Below are 19,292 nucleotides of genomic sequence, written 5' to 3'. Positions count from 1 at the left end.
AGAGACGTCATGGCAGAGATCAATCTATCCGCAGATAACGTCCGTGCGGCGCTGACCGAGGCACTTGGCCGCCTGCGTAAGGCCAACGCCGACTATTTCGAGATGCTGGAGAAAGGGATCAGTTCGTCGCCACTGCCGATCGCGAACCAGGCGAAGGAGTTTTGCAGTTTCATGCAGCGCAATGTCACAGCGACCCTGGACCTCAGCGACAAGCTGATCCATGCCAAGGACGTCCAGGACGCGCTCAAGCTTCAAGCCGATTTCTTCCAGGAGCAGATGCGGGCCCTGACCGACCAGACCAAGACCATGGGTGAGGCGGCGATGAAGGCGGCCGGCGGCATGTTCAGTCCGAAGAGCTGAGACTGCAACCACGGTACTGACAGACGCGGTAGCGTCAGAAAGGTCTGGTATGGCCGAGACCAACAAGCTTTCTGTCGAAAAGGCACTCCAGAAGTTGCTTCGCGACGAACCCTTGGAAACGGCGAGCGAGCAACGAGACGAAAAAGCTGAGGCGCTCAGGGAGGAGATCAAGCGCATGCGCGCGCAGAGATCGCGTCTTGAGCGATCACCCGGCAAGGACAAGTGAGATCCGGTATCGTCGGATGATGCCCCGGTTTTTTCGTCGGCTGCTGGCCAGTGTCGTCAACAGCTGGTCGGCGGCCGTGCTGTTCGAGGTTCTGCGCGCAAGACGCTCGACAATCTGGCCGATTTCAAAGCGCCCGGCTTCACATGCCCGTAAGCCGAAGAGCGGAGCGGGCGCAGCATGCGTGATATCGCCACATCGGGGCTCGTTGCCGATTTCCTGTTCGGCTTCGGCGCGCTGTTCGCGATCATCAATCCCTACGGACTGGCCTTCATCTTCCTCGACAAGACGAGAGGTCTTTCTGAAGACGAGCGCGCGAGCCTTGCGCTGCGGGTTGCTGGATATGCCTTCGTGGTCCTGCTGGTGTCGCTGTTTCTGGGCAGCCAGATCCTCAACTTCTTCGGCGTGACGATCCCGGCGCTTCGGATTGCCGGCGGCCTCGTAGTCGCAGCGACAGGCTGGTCCATGCTCCACGCGCCCTCGGGCCCAGCCGGACCTCACGAGGTCTCGTCCCCTGATCATGCGACCATGAAGCGCATGGCCTTCTTTCCCCTCACAATTCCGCTGACGACCGGGCCGGGAACGATCGCGACAGCCATCGCGATCGGGATTAGCCGGACCAGCAGCCTCGACGCGATGTTCCAGTCATCGATCGTTTCGCTTCTGGTGGCGTTCGCCGTGACTGCCGCGATCTATCACGCCTACCGGAAATCGAGCGCAATGGCGCGCCTGTTCGGGGAGGAGGGCACCAGCGTGGTGACGAAACTGTCAGCTTTCCTACTGGTCTGCATCGGCGTGCAGATCATCCTCACCGGCGTATCCGAGGTCGCTCGGTCCATATTGGACAGTGCTCCGCGCGCTATCCAATCGGTGGAAACACGCGGACCGCAACACCAATCGGCCAATGCGACTCCGATGTTGGTCCGGTGATGATCAGGTAGAGTCCGTCTCCATCGGCGTTTGGCGCTCTACGTCGAGCGGTTTGAGCCTTCCAGCCATTCCTCAGGAAAAAAAACTGTCCTCCGAACCTACGGTCAAAAGCCGCGGTCAGTAATCTGTCACCGCTCCTCCAAACAACGCCAGCCAAGAAGTTGAACCCATTGCAAATTCTGACGATCCGCGCGGAGCTCGCGTACAATGCTACGGTGACGAGCTACGAATGGACCCGCGCAAATTCGGCACTACGCCGATTGGGCGGGCAGGGGACTTCGTCAGGAACGCGGCTAAGCGTGCCGCTATGAGGCTGCCTGATGGGCGAGCTAGCCTGAGTCTTTCAGTCGATTGACGCTCAGACCGTCACCGATAGGCGTGTTGATTGTCGATGTTGCGTATCTCGCGATCGGAGGCAACTGATGGCTCGATCGTCGAGCGGATCGGAATTTGAGTGAGCGCTAGAATAATAGCCCGCTGTCTTGCGGGCCAAAATCGCTCTGTGCGAAACCCAATGGCGGTCGGGCGGTCGATTTTTCTGCAATCAGACCTGTGGTAATGGGACAGTAAGCCGAATGGCAAAAGTCATTTCTAACAAGAGCGCAGCGGCAGGAATGTCCCATGAGCGTCTCCCAACTCACGAAGCGCGTTCGACGCGAGCTTACTTATTTGGACTATCCGGCTCGGGAGTGGACCGTCCCGCGATTTATGGACGGAGTGCCGGTTTTGGACGTGCTGGTTGTCGGCGCTGGACAGAGCGGGCTGGGTATCGCGTTCGGCTTGAGGCTTGAGCGCATAGCAAACTTCAGGATCATCGATCGTTGCCAGCGCGGTTTCGAAGGACCTTGGCGCAGCTTCGCTCGGATGGAACGGTTGCGGACTCCGAAGGAGGTGACTGGGATTGATTTCGGCGTCCCGAGTCTAACGGTGCGGGCGTGGTACGAGGAAAAATTTGGGCGGCGAGCATGGGGTCGCATAGATACCGTCCCTCGGGAGGTGTGGCGCTCGTATCTGGATTGGTACCGAGACGTCCTGGACCTCCCGGTTGAGAACGAGGTCGAACTAATGTTGATTGAGCCGGCGGATGGCATCTTCCTTGCCCATCTCCGTCGTTCCGAAGGAATTGAGCGGGTGTATGCAAGAAAGATCATTCTTGCGACAGGCTTTGAGGGAAGTGGCAGGTGGGGCGCTCCTAAGTCTCTGGTCGCCCATTTGTCGGCAGATCTTTACGCACATTCGGCCGATGATATCGATTTTCGCAAGCTTGCAGGAAAACGCATTGGTATCCTTGGTGCCGGGGCATCCGCCTTTGACAACGCAGCTCTCGCACTTGAGGCGGGCGCCGCGCGAGTAGACCTTTGCTTCCGCCGTTCGGAGATGCCGCGGGTCAACCCACTCACTTGGATGAATTTTGCCGGTATGTTGGGCCACTTCGGCGATCTGACGGACCTGGACCGCTGGCGATTCATGCGTCACATTCTTGAGGAGCTTCCGGTCCCGCCTACACAGGACGCTTTTTGGCGATGCCGCGAGTTTGAGAATTTCGCCTGGCACCCCGACTGCGGATGGAGTTTCATCGACGAAGCTTGCGGTATTGCAAGGGTTCGAAGCAGCAATCGTAGATTCGAATTCGACTTCATGATTTTTGCGAGCGGCGTTGAGGCGGATCTCTCGGCGCGTCCCGAGCTCGCCCTATTCTTTGAACAAATAGCCCTTTGGCGCGACCGCTTCACGCCTCCATCAGGCGAGGAAAGCGAGGCCCTCGCGCGCTATCCCTATTTGGGCCAAGCCTTTGAATTCACCGAGCGGCACCGCGGCACTGCTCCGTTTCTGCGAGGGCTACACAACTTTACGTTCGGAGCGATGCTGAGCCATGGAATATCAGGAGCGGCCATCACGGGGATAAAATATGGAGTGCGGCGGCTCGTAAATGGCATCGCGCGTGATCTGTTTTGCGAGGAGTCGGCAACTTATTACCGAGATCTGCTGTCATACCAGACGCCTGAGTTGCGCACCTTGGACAGTGCATTTGTCTGGTTGAGCCAGCTTGGCAGTGACGCCACTGATTTCGAGAGCTTCGCCAATCAGCTGGATCAACGCCAGTTTGCCACGCTCCGCGCCTTGTTGCAGCGATCAAGGCCCCACGAGAAATCTCCGACTGTAAGGTCTTCCCGACTCGGTCGCACGAAGCGCACCTCGCGACCGGCGCGGCTCAAGAACAAAAAGCGGAAGTGAAATAACGACGGCGTGGTAGCGCGATGTCAGTTGCTACCGCTTTCTCTCGCGCTCACCACGAGGGCCCGTGGGTCGGAAGGCCGATCGAGTATTTCTGGAAGAAATGCCGTTTGACTATAGGTCGATGATATTGGAGAATATTTTTTTCACTGCCTTGCACATATTGATCACGCCTAACGACCACCACCATCGGGAGGTAAGCAATGGCCTTCATCGCGTTTACGAAGGTGATCGATTTTACGACATTGACCGCCGAGCAGCGAAGACAGCTCAAGAGCATTCTTGGAAAGCGCGAGAAGCAGCTCAAGAAGGCAATCAAGGATGTCGAGAGCGCCCTTAGCAAACTTGAACGAACAGGTGGCAAGTCCGGAAAGCGGGCGAAGGGAAGGCGTTGATCGGACGCTGATCAATTTACGTCAGGCATGATGTTGAGCGGTGCTGGTCAACAGCTGCCACGCTTTGGCTCATCTTTCATTCCTGAAACTGAGCGTAGTTCGTCCACGAGATTTCTCGCGTCTGTCAGATCGGGTGTATCCCGACCTTCGGTGAACCAAGTGTATATAGGCTCTAAGAGGGACCAAGCCTCGAAATATCTGCCTTCGTTACTCCAATGCCGCGCGAGACAGATCGAGGCACGCAACTCCCACCAGCGAGCTTGTTGTTGCCGCGCAATCGCCACGGCTCGCTGCAGTGCGGCCTCTGCCTGGTCACGCCTGCCGAGTTTTAGGTTGATGTTGCCCCGAAGACGATACAACTCGGCCTCAAAGAATCTCTCCCCAGTCGTTTCGGCCAGCTGAACGCCTTCGTCCAGCAGGCGCAGTCCAACTTCAAGCTCTCCGAGCTGGGCATGGGCGAAGGCGAGATGGCCCAAATAGAGAGTGCGGCGGCACCGTTCAGAGTTTTGGTAAGTTGCCGTCAAAGCGCCGCGCATCAGTTCGATCCCGACTTGAAGATCCCCTCCTTGGGCTAATAGCGCTCCGCGGAAAAAACGTGCTCTTCGTTCAATTGCCGCAAATTCATGCTCGATGCTGAGTGATATCGCTTCGTCGGCGTGAGCCAAAGCGCGCTTTGCGTCGCCGCCGATTGTGCCCAAAACGACTATGTTCCCCAGGGCCAGGGCCGTCGTAAAGCTTTGTTCCCTCGTTCGAGCAAGAGTTTCAGTACGCTCGACGATTGTTGTAGACTGTTTAGGATAGCCAAGGACCAATAGCGTCGTCGAGAGCCACGCCAGGCTGTTCACCGCGTCATCGACTCCGAAGCGGCGATAGGTCGATATCGTGGCTGGATTGGTTGAGCACAGTGCGAGGGCGCGATCGAGGTGTTCGCGTGCGTCGGCGAAGGCACCCGTGAGATGCAATGATTGTCCAATAAAGCGCGTGGCTAGGACGGCCACGCCGGGATGATCATGCTCTGCGGCCAACGCGAGGCCGTACCGGGCATCCTCCAGCGCTGAGCTATACTCCGCGCGCACACTGTGGGCTAGGTAGCTGCCCCACAGGATCGTCATCCGTTCTTCTAGGCTGACACTTTCGCCTAGCAGCGCGCGAGCCCGTGAGAAGACCCGCGACGTTTCAGCCGCCGCATCGCCCTCAGTTGCGGCGACTGCAGGACCAAGGGCCAGATAGAAATCCAGTTCTTTGCGATCGCGTTGCGGCGAGCTGAGCAGTTGCTGGGTCAGCTCCATTCCTCTCGTGAGATGTTTTACAGCCTCGGCATTGGAGGAGCGCCCGAGCGCGCGCTTTCCGGCCTTGAGCCAATAGTCCGTTGCCTTCTCAAGCATGCCGGCTTCGGTGAAATGGTGCGCAAGGATTTCAGGGGCGTTCACGACGGCATCCTGGAATCTTTCCTCTAGCACGCGCGCTATTTGCGCATGGAGTTGCCGCCGCCGTGTCTTCAGCAGGCTCTGATAAGCCGCATCCCTCACCAATGCGTGTTTGAAGCTATAAATGGCATCCGGCAGGTCACCTTCGCGGAAAATAAGCCCGGCCTCCTCGAGTTCGGAGAGGGAATGCTGCAACCGTGTTTCCTCTCGAGCGACCACAGCCCGCATCAAGGAATAGGAAAATTCGCGACCGATGGTGGCGCCAATCTGGGCGATCTCCTTCACCGAATGCAGGCGGTCGAGCCGCGCCATCAGGGAGTCGTGAAGGGTTTCCGGGATGGCAAAGGGCGGTAACGGTCCCCCGAGCTGATAGCGATCCTGGCATTCGATCAGAATGCCAGCTTCGAGGACAGCCTTGGTGAGTTCCTCCACGAAGAGCGGATTTCCGTCAGTCTTTGTTACGATCTGCTTCATCACGTCGATCGGAAGCGCTCGGCCATTGGCCACCTGCGTGGCAACACCTTTGACATCATCTGGGTTGAGCCGTCCGAGGACCAGGCTTCCGACATTTGCAAGACCGGTCCAGGGAGGCTCGAACTCTGGTCGAAAGGTAACCAGCGCAAGGATAGACAACTGTCGGGCTCGCTCTACGATGAGGTCGAGCAATTCGAGGGTGGTGTCGTCGGCCCACTGAACATCTTCGATAAGCAACAGGATGGGCTGTTTGCGAGAACGGCTCTCGAATTGATCGAGCAGCGCGGCAAGTGTGCGGCGACGCTGCTGGGCGGGGCTTAGCTGCGGTTTTGGATAACGGCTCGCGAATGGGATCGATAGCAGCTCAGCAAAAAGTGGTACTACCGTCTGAACTTGCGGTGCTCTCAACGAGAGGAGTGCCTCCAGCTTGTCAAGCCGCGTCTCGACGGGATCGTCCGCCTTAAATCCGGCACTCCTTTCCAACTGCTCGACCACGGGATGAAGTGCGCTGTTGGCGTGGTAAGGCGAGCACTGATAACGGAAATGCACGTGTGGTTGATGCTTAGCTGCACGTTCAGCCAGAGCCGCTGCTAAGCGCGATTTCCCGATACCCGGCTCGCCTGAGATGAGAACGATCTGGCCTTCGCCCGTGCGAGCCAAACGTTGACGTTCCAACAAGAACTCCAACTCGGAATCGCGGCCGATGACAGGGGCGAGTTCTGTCGGACGCACCGCCTCAAAGCGGCTCTCGGAAGCCGAGACGCCCTGGACGGCCCACGCGCTCACCGGCTCGCTAATGCCTTTGAGGTGGTGGGCGCCAAGGTCGCGAAGACTGAAGATATCGCCAAGGAGACGACGGGTGGAGTCTGCGACGACCACGGTGTTCGGCTCGACCAAGGCTTGCACGCGAGCCGCGATATTGGGAGCGCCCCCAACCACGGAGTGCTCCCGAAGTTTGCCTTCGCCGCCCAGGTCACCGACTACCACCATGCCGGTAGCGATACCGATACGCACCGCGAGCGGTTCTCCAGCGCGGGTTTCAAGCCGTGCGACAGCAGCAATGATATCGAGCGCAGCTCTTACAGTTCGTTCGGGATCGTCCTCGTGCGCAATGGGATAGCCGAAATACGCAAGAATGCCGTCTCCGCGAAAGTCGGCGAGAAAGCCGTCATAGGAGCGCGTGATACGAGCACAAGCAGCGTGATAGGCATCGATGACGGCGCCCATATCTTCCGGGTCAAGGCGTGCCGTCAGGGCGGTCGAATCGACCAAGTCACAGATCATTACCGTGAGGTGGCGCCGTTCCGCGTATTGCGCAATTGCAGCATTCACGACAGTGGAGGGAAGGCTGGAGGGAAGCGCACTGATCGCATTCACGAGGCGTTTCCGGTCGCCGAGTGGGATGCCAACCTTTTCGAAGTCAACTTCTGTCAATTGCGGCAACACATCGCAATCTATGGCGTTCGCGATGAACAGGGACTCATGTCGTCCTAGGCCCAAACTTTTCAGCCAAGTCCCGATTTCCATGGCAGGACCCCTGTGTGTACGAACAGCTTCAGCGCATCAGAGCCGAATATTTGCTCGTCCTACTTAATTCTATTGGAAGCCATTCAAACGAACAGTTCGGCATGACCGCACCGACAATAGCATGCTGTCGGGTCCGGACATGTGAACAGCCTCGCAATTCGCAGCATCCAAATACCTGCGGAAACGCGCGAGCGCTTCCGGTTCGCGATGATGGTTGCGACCTGGGCGGCCCGTGAAATTGAGCGGACGATACGTCCGTGAAGCCAGGCCCGCCGGCTCACGCGGGCGGCCTACTTCGCGATCCGATATTTCCTGGCCGCCTTGCGCCTTGGTGGTGTATCCGGCGTACGCTGCTTTCCGAGGTCTCAAACAGAGGCAGGAGATAATGTCGGCTACAGAAATCCTAAAGAGCGCGCTCGCGCTAGCCCTTTATACTGCGGCGACAACAACGACGCTCGCAACCGCCCGAGCTATGGCTGATTTTGGGTGACGCGGCCTGATCAGGCGGCGTGGCTTTCAGTGTTCGGAATGACTTCGATTCCGTCGATGAACTTTACACCGGCGATGACTTTCGGCAACTGGTTCGTGCTCTTCAATCGCCGCCAGGTCTTCGATGCGGCGTCGATGAGCTTGAACACCATCAGCTTCGCAGTTTGTTGCGACAGCGATCCCTTGGTCCGCACCGTTCGGTGGCGCACCGTGGCGAAGACGCTCTCGATCGGGTTCGAGCTGCGTAGGTGGATCCAGTGCTCAGCAGGGAAGTCGAAGAAGGCGAGCAGCGCATGGCGATCCTTGATCAGGCACTCCACCGCACGTCCGTATTTGACGTGGTATTTCTCGACGAAGACGTCGATCGCGGTTTCAGCTTCGGCCCGATCCGACGAAGTGGCGACGAACAAGGGCCGGCCTTTCTCCGTCGCCGTTCATGGTCTGTCGGCCGGACACGCCTTTCTGACGCGACCGCGGCGAAAGCATTCGGCCAAGGATTAGCGCGATGCCCCGCAATTCGATCTTTGCCAGTTCGGAGAAGGGGGCTTCTCCACCTTTAGCCTTCAGCGCCCTCAACGCGGCGAATTCGCCGAAAGTGGCGCCATTCTCCATTTTCATGCTGGAGACCGTCTGTCCGTCTATGTTTGCCAAACGCTCGATGAGCTCGCAAACCGGGAGCTTCGCATAAGACATTGGGGACGTGGAGGTCTGATTTGGCCTGCTAAGGGGCCGGCAAGAGGACCGGAGGAATCGCGTGCAGGAATGGTGTGAATGGAATGCAGGATTGTGATGAGCGCTACACCAAGCGGGTCCCAGCCCGGACCGCCATATCCGTAATTCGCATAAGGTATATTATGGAATATCTTTATATGCAATTAGATCAGATATTTAGATCGAATTCCTGATCCTGCGCCTTTGCTTGCCGTCCATTTTCGGTCTACGCCGCGACCGGCCTCTCGGCTCTTGACGGCTACTGTGCATGGGGTTGTTTTTCAGATTTTGAATCCCGGCCCATCTGCCGAAAGCCGATATTGCCGCGACGGTGTCCGGCTGCAATAAGCGAGACCTCGCGAGATCGCAGATGACCTTCAGGCCTTCCGTCCGTATAGGTTTGCATCTCAGAACAACAACAAACTTCCGAGGAAGCAGACCCATGAGCTTTTCCCGACGCACGCTTCTCAAGGCCTCCGCCGCGACCGCGGTCCTGGGCGGCCTCGGTGCGCCCCATGTGGCCCGCGCCCAGAGCGCCGAGTTCACCTACAAATACGCCAACAACCTGCCTGACACCCATCCGCTGAACGTGCGCGCCAAGGAGATGGCGGCGGCGATCAAGGCCGAGACCAACGGCAAGTTCGACCTCCAGATCTTTCCGAACAACCAGCTCGGCTCCGACACCGACATGCTGAGCCAGATCCGGTCCGGCGGCGTCGAATTCTTCACGCTGTCAGGCCTGATCCTGTCGACCCTGGTGCCGGCCGCATCCATCAACGGCATCGGCTTCGCGTTCCCGGACTACGGCACGGTCTGGAAGGCCATGGACGGCGACCTCGGCGCCCATGTCCGCGGCGAGATCAAGAAGGCCGGCCTCGAGGTCATGGACAAGATCTGGGACAACGGCTTCCGCCAGACCACGTCGTCGAGCAAGCCGATCACCGGTCCCGACGACCTCAAGGGCTTCAAGATCCGCGTGCCGGTGTCACCGCTGTGGACCTCGATGTTCAAGGCGTTCGACGCCGCGCCCGCCTCGATCAATTTCGCCGAGGTCTATTCCGCGCTCCAGACCAAGATCGTCGAGGGCCAGGAGAACCCGCTGGCGATCATCTCGACCGCCAAGCTGTACGAGGTGCAGAAGTACTGCTCGCTGACCAACCACATGTGGGACGGCTTCTGGTTCCTGGCCAACCGCCGCGCCTGGAGCGCGCTGCCGGAGGATGTGCGCACCATCGTCGCCAAGAACATCAACGCCGCCGCCGTCAAGGAACGTGAGGATACCGCCAAGCTCAATGCGAACCTCCAGCAGGAGCTCGCGGGCAAGGGCCTGACCTTCAACCAGCCTGCGGTGGCGCCGTTCCGCGACAAGCTGCGCTCCGCCGGCTTCTATGCCGAGTGGAAGGGCAAGTATGGCGACCAGGCCTGGGATCTCCTGGAAAAGGCCGTCGGCAAGTTGTCGTAACGCGCGTTGGGGCCGCCGAGGTTCTTATCGAGATGGCTCATGTCGAGGTTGAGGCGACCGGAGTGGTGGGCGAGGTGGCTGTTCAGCCCCCTCGCCGATCCCTCGTGCTGGCCTCGCTGGAGCGCCTCCTCGGCCTCGCCGTCGGGATCCCCGCGGCAATCCTGGTCGTCGCCGAGATCGTGATCCTGTTTGCTGGCGTGGTCGCACGCTACGGCGTGCACCGGCCGCTGATCTGGTCGGATGAGCTCGCCTCGATCCTGTTCCTGTGGCTGGCCATGCTGGGCGCTGCGGTCGCATTTCGCCGCTCCGAGCACATGCGCATGACGGCGCTCGTCGCGAGCGCGCGGCCGGCGTTGCGCGCCTATCTGGACGTGGTCGCGACCTGTGCGGCGCTGGCCTTCCTGGCGCTGATCGTCTGGCCGTCCGCCGAATACGCCTTCGAGGAAAGCTTCATCACCACGCCGGCGCTCCAGATCTCGAACATGTGGCGCGCCGCGGCGTTGCCGGCCGGCATCTGCCTGATGGCGGTGTTCGCGCTGCTGCGGCTGCTGCGCGCCGCCGATTACCGCATGGTGCTGACGGCGGTGATATCGGTTGCCGTCATCATCGGTCTGTTCTGGCTGGCGCAGCCTTATCTGCGGCCGCTCGGCAACCTCAACCTCGTCATCTTCTTCGTCGGCGTCGCCGGCTTCTGCGTCTTTGCCGGCGTTCCCATTGCGTTCGGGTTTGGCCTCGCGATCTACGGCTATCTGGCGCTGACCACGCGGACGCCGGTGATGGTGCTGGTCGGGCGGATGGACGAGGGCATGAGCCACCTCATCCTGCTCTCGGTGCCGCTGTTCGTGTTCCTGGGCCTCCTGATCGAGATGACCGGCATGGCGCGGGCCATGGTCGCGCTCCTGGCGAGCCTGCTCGGCCATGTCCGCGGCGGCCTGCATTACGTGCTGGTCGGCGCGATGTACCTCGTCTCCGGCATCTCCGGTGCCAAGGCGGCCGACATGGCGGCGGTTGCGCCCGTGCTGTTCCCGGAAATGAAGCAGCGCGGCGCCAAGCCCGGCGACCTCGTGGCGCTTCTTGCGGCTACCGGTGCCCAAACCGAGACCATTCCGCCGAGCCTTGTGCTGATCACGATCGGCTCGGTCACGGGCGTCTCGATCGCCGCCCTCTTCACCGGCGGCCTGCTGCCTGGCGTCGTGCTCGCCATCACGCTCTGCATGCTGGTGTGGTGGCGCTACCGCCACGAGGACATGAGCCATGTCCGCCGCGCCACGGGTGGCGAGATCGGCAAGACCTTCATCATTGCCCTGCCCGCGCTCGCGCTGCCCTTCGTGATCCGCTACGCCGTGGTCGAGGGCATCGCGACCGCGACCGAAGTCTCCACCATCGGCATCGTCTACGGCGCCCTGGTCGGCCTCCTCGTCTACCGCCGCTTCGACTGGCGGCGGCTGTTTCCGATGCTGGTCGAGACCGCGGCGCTGTCGGGCGCGATCCTCCTGATCATCGGCACGGCGACCGGCATGGCCTGGGGGCTCACCCAATCCGGCTTCTCGCGCTCGCTGGCTTCAGCCATGACCGGATTGCCCGGGGGGCCTGCGACCTTCATCGCCGTGTCCATCCTGGCCTTCACCATCCTCGGCAGCGTGCTCGAGGGCATTCCGGCAATCGTGCTGTTCGGGCCGCTGCTGTTTCCGATCGCCCGTGCCGTCGGCGTGCACGAGGTGCACTATGCCATGGTGATCATTCTCGCCATGGGTATCGGACTATTCGCCCCGCCCTTCGGCGTCGGCTATTATGCCGCCTGCGCCATCGGACGCGTCGATCCGGCCGAAGGCATCAGGCCGATCTGGGGCTATCTGCTGGCGCTGCTGGTGGGATTGATCATCGTCGCGATCTTCCCCTGGATCTCGATCGGATTCCTGTAGAGCGCGGCGTCAAGGAGGGTTCGATGAGCGAGCGGCAGAACCAGTACAACATCGGCCTCGACAAGACCCCCGCCAACTACGTCCCCCTGAGCCCGCTGAGCTTCCTCGCGCGCAGCGCCGCCGTCTATCCCAACCACGTCAGCACGGTCTATGAGGGCCGCAGCTTCACGTGGCGCGAGACGCATGAGCGCTGCAAGCGCTTTGCGTCCTGGCTCGGCGGCAAGGGCATCGGCGTCGGCGACACCGTCGCGGCGATGCTGCCGAACATTCCGGCGATGAACGAGGTGCACTTCGCCGTCCCCATGACCGGCGCCGTTCTCAATGCGCTCAACATTCGTCTCGATGCGCCCTCGATCGCATTTCAGCTCGATCACGGCGGCGCCAAGATCATCCTGGTCGATCCGGAGTTTTCGACTGTCATCACCGACGCGCTCGCTCAGATGAAGGGCCCGAAGCCGCTCGTCGTCGACGTCGACGACGCCGCTTTCAAGGGCGGCAAGCGCATCGGCGAGATCGAGTACGAGGCGGCGGTTGCGCAAGGCGATCCTGATTTCACCGCGATCCCGCCCAAGGACGAATGGGATGCCATCGCGCTGAGCTATACCTCGGGCACCACGGGCAATCCCAAGGGCGTCGTCACCCATCATCGCGGCGCCTATCTCAACGCCGTCAGCAACATCCTCGCCGGCCAGCTCGGCCAGCATCCGGTCTATCTCTGGACGCTGCCGATGTTCCACTGCAACGGCTGGTGCTTCCCATGGACGATCGCGGCGGCCGCCGGCATCAACGTCTGCCTGCGCAAGGTCGAGCCGACAAAAATCTTCGAGCTGATCAAGCAGCACGGCGTCACCCACATGTGCGGCGCGCCGATCGTCTACAACACGCTGATCAACGCACCCGACGCGCCGAAGGGCGGTGCCGCGCGCCGCGTCGTCGGCCTGATCGCCGGCGCTGCGCCGCCGGTCGCGGTGCTCGAAGGCGCAGAAAACATCGGCATCAGGCTCACGCACGTCTACGGCCTGACCGAGGTCTACGGCCCCGCCTCCGTCTGCGCCGAGCAACCCGGCTGGGACGATCTGCCCGCCGCCGAGCGCGCCAGCATGAAGCGGCGGCAGGGCGTGCCCTACCCGCTCGAGGAAGGCGTCACCGTCATCAATCCGCAGACGATGCAGGAGGTGCCCCGCGACGGCGAGACCATTGGCGAGGTCATGTTCCGCGGCAACATCGTGATGAAGGGCTACCTCAAGAACGAGAAGGCGACGAAGGAAGCCTTCGAGGGCGGCTGGTTTCACACCGGCGACCTCGGCGTGCTCGACGAGCACGGTTACGTCATCATCAAGGATCGCTCCAAGGACATCATCATTTCCGGCGGCGAGAACATTTCCTCTGTCGAGGTCGAGGACGTCCTCTACAAGCATCCGGCCGTGCTGTTCGCAGCCGTCGTCGCAAAGCCCGATCCGAAATGGGGCGAGGTGCCCTGCGCCTTCGTCGAACTGAAGGACGGCGCCAGCGCGACCGAAGCCGAGATCATCGCCTTCTGCCGCACGCATATGAGCGGCTTCAAGACGCCGAAGGCCGTCGTGTTCGGACCGATCCCGAAGACGTCCACGGGCAAGATCCAGAAATTCTTGCTGCGTAACGAGGTCGGCTCGTCGAAGGCGATCTCGGCCTGAACCGAGCCGGCGCGATCAGTGCGTCTCGAGCCGCATGCCGTCGTAGGCCGGCACCACGCCCGCGGGCAGCGATTGCCGGATCACCTCGTAATCGACGTCGGCCGTCATGTTGGTGATGACGGCGCGCTTGGGCTTGAAGCGCTCGATCCAGGACAGCGCATCGTTGATGCTGAAATGGCTGGAATGGCTGGTGTAGCGTAAGCCGTCGACGATCCAGAGATCGAGATTCTCCAGCGCGCCCCAGCTCTCGCGCGGGATGTCGTTGAGGTCGGGCGTGTAGGCGGCATTGCCGATGCGATAGCCGAGCGCGGGGATCTGGCCGTGCTGGACCAGGAAGGCGGTCATGGTCACGTCCCCGCCCTTGCCGCTGATGGTCCGGCTTTCGCCGGCCTCGATCGAATGCCGGTGCAAAATCGGCGGATAGTCGCTGCCCTCGGGCGAAATGAAGCAATAGGAGAACCGCGCCATGATGTCTTTCGCGGTCGACTGGTTGAAATAGACCGGAATGCGCTTGCGCATGTGGAGCACGACGGAGCGCAGATCGTCCATGCCGTGGGTCTGGTCGGCATGTTCATGGGTCAGGAACACCGCGTCGATGTGGTCGACATTGGTATCGATGAGCTGCTCGCGCAGGTCGGGCGAGGTGTCGATCACGATGCGCGTGGTGCCGTGGTGTGATGTCTGCTCAACCAGCAGCGAGCAGCGGCGGCGGCGGTTCTTTGGATTGTTGGGGTCGCAGGCGCCCCAGCCGAGTGCCGGGCGCGGCACGCCGGCGGAGGAGCCGCAGCCCAGGATCGTCAGCGTCAGCGTCATGCGGCTCCCAGTCCTAAGATTTCACCTTGGAGAACAGGCGGAAGAAGTTTTCGGTGGTCTGGCGTGAGATCTCGTCGAGCGACACGCCGCGCGTTTCGGCGAGCACCTTGGCGACCTCGACCACATAGGCCGGCTCGTTGCGTTTGCCCCGGAACTTGCCGGGCGCAAGATAGGGCGAGTCTGTTTCAACCAGAATACGGTCCGACGGCAGTTCGGCCGCAAGCGCGCGCAGGGTCTCCGATTTCTTGAAGGTCAGGATGCCCGTGAAGCCGATATAGAGCCCGAGCGACACCGCCTTCAGCGCCAGCTCGCGCCCGCCCGTGTAGCAATGCAGCACGGCGCGAAACGAACCCTTGGCCGCTTCCTCCTCCAGGATGCGGCCGCAATCCTCGTCCGCCTCGCGGGTGTGGATCACCAGCGGCAGGCCGGTCGCACGGGCCGCGGCGATGTGGGCGCGAAAGCCCCTCGCCTGCGCCTCCGGCGCGCCGTTGTCGTAGAAATAGTCGAGCCCGGCCTCGCCGAGCGCGACCACCTTGGGATGCCCGGTCAACCCGATCAGTTCGTCCGGCGAGATGCCGTCTTCCTCGTCCGCGTTGTGCGGATGGGTGCCGACCGAGCAGTAGACGTCGTCGTAGCGCTCAGCGATGGCCAGAAGCTGATTGAGCTTTCGCACCCGCGTGGAGATCGTGACCATACGGCCGATGCCGGCCGCACGTGCACGCGAGACGATCCCGTCGAGGTCTTCCGCAAAGTCCGGAAAATCCAGATGGCAGTGGCTGTCGACCAGCATCGCCCGAACGCCCTAGGCCGCCGGCTCGATGTAGCGCGGGAACGCCGGTGTCGGCGCCGGCAGCGTCGAGCCTGGCGCGATCCGTTTGGCGCCCCCGAGCATCGCGAAGTACCGCTCGCCCGCGGGAATGCCGAGGCTGTCGAGCAGCAGGCCCGAGGCAGTCGGCATCGCCGGCTGGGCCAGGATCGCGATCTGGCGCACGACCTCGGCGGTGACATAGAGCACCGTCTTCTGCCTGACAGGATCGGTCTTGGCGAGCGCCCATGGCGCCTCGCCCGCGAAATAGCGGTTGGCCTCCGCGACCACGGCCCACACGGCGTTGAGCCAGTGATGGATCTGCTGCGTCGCCATCGCTTCGCGCGATGCGGCGATCATGCCGTCCGCCATCGCCAAAATCGCTCTGTCGTTGTCGCTGAACTCGCCCGGCTCCGGCAGCACGCCGCCGAGCTGCTTGGCGATCATCGACAGCGAGCGCTGCGCGAGGTTGCCGAGGTCGTTGGCGAGATCGGCATTGATACGCGCGACGATGGCTTCGTGGTTGTAGTTTCCGTCCTGGCCATACGAGACCTCGCGCAGGAAGAAATAGCGCATCTGGTCGACGCCATACTGGTCGGCAAGATTGAAGGGGTCGACGACATTGCCGACCGACTTCGACATCTTCTCGCCCCTGTTGAACAGGAAGCCATGGGCATAGACCCTCTTCGGCAGCGAAATGCCGGCCGACATCAGGAATGCGGGCCAGTATACCGCGTGGAAGCGGATGATGTCCTTGCCGATGATGTGCACGTCGGCCGGCCAGTAGCGCCAGTTCTTGTCGCTCTCGTCGGGGAATCCGACGCCGGTGATGTAATTGGTCAGCGCGTCGACCCAGACATACATCACGTGCTCTTCGTCGCTGGGCACTTTCACGCCCCAATCGAAGGTCGTGCGCGAGATCGAGAGATCGCGCAAGCCGCCGCGTACGAAGCTCACCACCTCGTTCTTGCGCGAGTCCGGGCCAATGAATTCAGGATGATCTTCGTAGAGCTTCAGAAGCTTGTCCTGATAGGCCGACAGGCGGAAGAAATAGCTCTTCTCCTCGACCCATTCGACTGGCGTGCCTTGCGGTCCGAGGCGCACGCCGTCGTCGTTCAGGCGCGTCTCGTCCTCGGCGTAATACGCCTCGTCGCGCACCGAGTACCAGCCGGCATAGCTGTCGGCGTAGATGTCGCCGTTCGCTTCCATGCGCCGCCAGATCTCCTGGCTGGAGCGATGGTGCTGTTCTTCGGTGGTGCGGATGAAGCGGTCGAACGACACGTTCAGACGCTCGTCCATCTCCTTAAAGCGGCCAGCATTGCGGGTCGCGAGCGCGGACGGGGTCAGGCCCTCGTTCTGCGCGGTCTGGACCATCTTCTGACCGTGCTCGTCGGTGCCGGTCAGGAAGAACACGTCCTTGCCGTCGAGCCGCGCAAAGCGCGCCAGCACGTCGGCCGAGATCGCCTCATAGGCGTGGCCGATATGCGGGCTGCCGTTGGGATAGGCGATGGCGGTCGAGATGTAGAAGACGTTGTCGCGCGCGGGCGCAGCAACGGGAGTTGCGGCTTGCGGAGCGGCGACGGGCTTTGGCGCGGGCGGCGCCTCAGGCTTCGACACCTTCGGCTTCGACACCTTGGGCTTCACAACCTTCGGCGGCGTGGCGACGGGAGCCGGTGCGACGGTCACGGCAGGCGCAGCCACTTTCGTTTTCTTGGCGGCCTTCTTCGCGGGAGCCTTGCTCTTCGCCGGAGACTTGGCTGCCTTTTTGGCCGCTTTCTTCACCGCCTTCTTGGCGACGACCTGCTTCTTCGCAGCCTTCTTGCCGGCCTTCTTTGTCGTCTTCGCAGCGCTTTTCTTCACGCCCTTCTTGACAGCAGCCTTCTTGGTCTTCTTGACCTTCTTGGCAGCTTTGCGCGCGAGCGCCTTCACGGCCTTCTTCACGGCCTTGTTGGCAGCCTTCTTCTTGCTGCTCTTGCCCCTGGCGGTTTTCTTAGCTCGCGTGGCCACGACGAATTCCTTTACCGGCTTCTCGAAATTTGGAAACGAACCTGCGTTCGGTTATTGTCTTGAGCATGATCCTCTCGGAAAACCGCTGCACACTTTTCCGGATCATGCTCTAGCGCGTTGCGTCCGCCAGCCAGCCGAACACCGAGAAAACCAAGGGCTTTCGCTCCAGATTGTAGGTTTCGGTGTCGCGCGCGGCGCGGACGATCTTTTCCCATACCTCAGCTAGGCGCGCAAGGCGCGGCAGATTCTGGTTGGCATTGGCCTCGTCGGAATGCAGGCGTTCCGCAATCCAGCGATCGATGCCGTCGATGAAGGCCGCCAGCGCGACGCGGTCACTGGTGCCGAGCGAATCGCCGAGCGTGTGCAATTCGCGCGGATCGACCTGTGGCAGGCGCGCAAGCAGCGCCGCCGTGCGCTGCTGCAGCTTCAGGGCATCGCCGCCGAGCAGCGTCAGCGCCCGCGCGACGCTACCCTCGGAGGCCTCCGCGGCCTCGCGCAGCGCCGGATCGTTCGGATCGAGGTCAGCCGTCGAAGCTGCGGCGCCGATCACATCATCCGTGCCGAGCGGGCGCAGGCGCAGCTTGCGGCAGCGCGACTGGATCGTGGCGAGCACGCGCGCCGGCGCGTGGCTGACCAGGAGGAACAGCGATTGCTGCGGCGGCTCCTCGAGGATTTTCAGCAGCGCGTTGGCGGCATTCGGATTGAGCTCGTCGACGGTGTCGACGATGCAGACGCGCCAGCCTTCTGCCGCGGCAGTCGAGCCGAAGAAGCCGATCGTCTCCCGCGTCTCGTCCACGGTGATCACCGTGCGCATCACGCCGCGGTCGTTGGCGGTGCGTTCCAGCTTCAACAGCCCGCCGTGCGAGCTGGCCGCAACATGCCGCGCCACGGCGTTATCAGGATCGATCGCGAGGGTCTGGGCTTGCTGCACGGACGGCGCCAGCGGCTGGCCGTTGGAAAGCACGAAGCGCGCCATGCGATAGGCCAGCGTCGCCTTGCCGATCCCCTGCGGCCCGCCGATCAGCCAGGCATGCGGGATGCGCCCGCTGCGATAGGCCGCGAGCAGCGCCGTCTCGGCCTCGCGATGGCCGAACAGAAGGCTCGTCTCGCGCGGATGCGGAATGGCGGTTTCGCGTTCGGCCTGGCGCGGGCTCATAGGGAAACCACCGATGCAGGGGTTGGGAGAAGACGGTCGCGCAGCGCCGTCCAGACTCGTCCAGCAACCGTGTCGGGATCGGAATTGGCATCGATCAGGACGCAACGGCCGGGATCGTCCTCGGCGATCTTGCGATAGGCCTCGCGCAGGCCCTGATGGAAGCTGAGCTGCTCGCCCTCGAACCTGTCAGGTGTGCCGCTACCACGACGCACGGCGGCGCGCTGCAATCCAATCTCGACCGGCAAATCGAGGATGAGGGTGAGGTCCGGCTTGAGATCGCCGATCGTGACCCGCTGCATCGCGTTGATCAGGCCCATCGGCACGCGGCCGAGGCTGCCCTGATAGGCCCGCGTCGAGTCGGCGAAGCGGTCGCACAGCACCCAGGCGCCCCGATTGAGCGCAGGCTGGATCACGGTGCGGACATGGTCGTCGCGAGCAGCCGCGAACAGCAGCGTCTCGGCTTCGGGCCCGAGCAGCTTGCCCATGCCCGACAGCACCAGGTGACGCATGATCTCGGCACCCGGCGAGCCGCCGGGCTCGCGCGTGACGAGGGTCCGCAGCCTGGCCGCAGTGAGGCGGTCGGCGAGCTTCTTGATCTGGGTCGACTTGCCGGTGCCCTCGCCGCCTTCAAAGGTGATGAAGCGTCCGCGCCCGGAGGGCCGCTGTGCTGCGCTCTCACTCAT

General features: G+C 61.9%; 15 protein-coding genes and 1 pseudogene. 8 read left to right on the top strand and 8 right to left on the bottom strand.

Annotated features, from left to right (window positions below):
- The first annotated feature begins 9 nt into the window (after window positions 1-9).
- The 5 genes from J4G43_RS27150 to J4G43_RS27130 all read left to right on the top strand — a co-directional run bounded on the left by J4G43_RS27150 (window position 10) and on the right by J4G43_RS27130 (window position 4,143).
- Complete coding sequence (locus J4G43_RS27150) at window positions 10-360, top strand: phasin (protein WP_071913875.1); 351 nt, start codon at window positions 10-12, stop codon at window positions 358-360.
- Between the two features lie 49 nt (window positions 361-409).
- The gene (locus tag J4G43_RS27145; protein ID WP_166096581.1) at window positions 410-586 is read left to right on the top strand and encodes a hypothetical protein; all 177 of its coding nucleotides are present in this window, start codon (window positions 410-412) and stop codon (window positions 584-586) included.
- A gap of 177 nt (window positions 587-763) precedes the next feature.
- Window positions 764-1,513, top strand: coding sequence for a MarC family protein (locus tag J4G43_RS27140; protein ID WP_225005156.1), 750 nt, complete (start codon window positions 764-766; stop codon window positions 1,511-1,513).
- Window positions 1,514-2,134: 621 nt separating this feature from the next.
- Window positions 2,135-3,748, top strand: a complete 1,614-nt coding sequence (locus J4G43_RS27135) for an NAD(P)-binding domain-containing protein (protein ID WP_208086849.1) — start codon at window positions 2,135-2,137, stop codon at window positions 3,746-3,748.
- 203 nt (window positions 3,749-3,951) lie between these two features.
- On the top strand, window positions 3,952-4,143 hold the full coding sequence (locus tag J4G43_RS27130) for a hypothetical protein (RefSeq protein ID WP_063983274.1): 192 nt from the start codon (window positions 3,952-3,954) through the stop codon (window positions 4,141-4,143).
- 47 nt (window positions 4,144-4,190) lie between these two features.
- Here J4G43_RS27130 and J4G43_RS27125 read toward each other — a convergent pair whose 3' ends face one another.
- The 3 genes and pseudogenes from J4G43_RS27125 to J4G43_RS27115 all read right to left on the bottom strand — a co-directional run bounded on the left by J4G43_RS27125 (window position 4,191) and on the right by J4G43_RS27115 (window position 8,753).
- Complete coding sequence (locus J4G43_RS27125; protein ID WP_208086848.1) at window positions 4,191-7,571, bottom strand: AAA family ATPase; 3,381 nt, start codon at window positions 7,569-7,571, stop codon at window positions 4,191-4,193.
- 500 nt (window positions 7,572-8,071) lie between these two features.
- A pseudogene (locus tag J4G43_RS27120) lies at window positions 8,072-8,446 on the bottom strand (transposase); the annotation flags it as partial.
- Window positions 8,433-8,753: a hypothetical protein gene (locus tag J4G43_RS27115; protein WP_208086847.1), complete on the bottom strand. Its 321-nt coding sequence runs from the start codon at window positions 8,751-8,753 to the stop codon at window positions 8,433-8,435. The pseudogene J4G43_RS27120 and the gene J4G43_RS27115, both read right to left, overlap by 14 nt.
- Before the next feature lie 460 nt (window positions 8,754-9,213).
- On the opposite strand from J4G43_RS27115, the gene J4G43_RS27110 reads away from it, so the two are divergent.
- From J4G43_RS27110 to J4G43_RS27100, 3 genes are read left to right on the top strand one after another with little or no spacing between them, the layout of a single operon-like run.
- Window positions 9,214-10,233 carry a TRAP transporter substrate-binding protein gene (locus tag J4G43_RS27110; RefSeq protein ID WP_208086846.1) on the top strand — a complete coding sequence of 340 codons (1,020 nt, stop codon included), beginning with the start codon at window positions 9,214-9,216 and terminating at the stop codon, window positions 10,231-10,233.
- A 32-nt stretch (window positions 10,234-10,265) separates the two neighbouring features.
- Complete coding sequence (locus J4G43_RS27105; protein WP_208086845.1) at window positions 10,266-12,155, top strand: TRAP transporter large permease; 1,890 nt, start codon at window positions 10,266-10,268, stop codon at window positions 12,153-12,155.
- Between the two features lie 23 nt (window positions 12,156-12,178).
- Window positions 12,179-13,828 (top strand): acyl-CoA synthetase, encoded by a 1,650-nt coding sequence (locus J4G43_RS27100; RefSeq protein WP_208086844.1) that lies wholly within the window; start codon window positions 12,179-12,181, stop codon window positions 13,826-13,828.
- 15 nt (window positions 13,829-13,843) lie between these two features.
- On the opposite strand, the gene J4G43_RS27095 is transcribed toward J4G43_RS27100, so the two are convergent.
- The 5 genes from J4G43_RS27095 to tmk form a co-directional block, all read right to left on the bottom strand.
- Window positions 13,844-14,641, bottom strand: coding sequence for an MBL fold metallo-hydrolase (locus J4G43_RS27095; protein ID WP_208086843.1), 798 nt, complete (start codon window positions 14,639-14,641; stop codon window positions 13,844-13,846).
- A 13-nt stretch (window positions 14,642-14,654) separates the two neighbouring features.
- The gene (locus J4G43_RS27090) at window positions 14,655-15,431 is read right to left on the bottom strand and encodes a TatD family hydrolase (RefSeq protein ID WP_085401499.1); all 777 of its coding nucleotides are present in this window, start codon (window positions 15,429-15,431) and stop codon (window positions 14,655-14,657) included.
- A gap of 12 nt (window positions 15,432-15,443) precedes the next feature.
- Window positions 15,444-17,453: a methionine--tRNA ligase gene (gene metG, locus J4G43_RS27085; protein WP_208086842.1), complete on the bottom strand. Its 2,010-nt coding sequence runs from the start codon at window positions 17,451-17,453 to the stop codon at window positions 15,444-15,446.
- 109 nt (window positions 17,454-17,562) lie between these two features.
- Complete coding sequence (locus tag J4G43_RS27080; protein ID WP_208086841.1) at window positions 17,563-18,609, bottom strand: DNA polymerase III subunit delta'; 1,047 nt, start codon at window positions 18,607-18,609, stop codon at window positions 17,563-17,565.
- Complete coding sequence (tmk, locus tag J4G43_RS27075) at window positions 18,606-19,292, bottom strand: dTMP kinase (protein ID WP_208086840.1); 687 nt, start codon at window positions 19,290-19,292, stop codon at window positions 18,606-18,608. Before tmk ends, J4G43_RS27080 begins: the two co-directional genes overlap by 4 nt.

It is taken from the genome of Bradyrhizobium barranii subsp. barranii (assembly GCF_017565645.3).
In the GTDB taxonomy this organism is placed as follows: Bacteria; Pseudomonadota; Alphaproteobacteria; order Rhizobiales; family Xanthobacteraceae; genus Bradyrhizobium; species Bradyrhizobium barranii.
The sequence above is the reverse complement of the archived record's forward strand: the minus strand, read 5'-3'. Positions and strand labels throughout refer to the sequence as shown.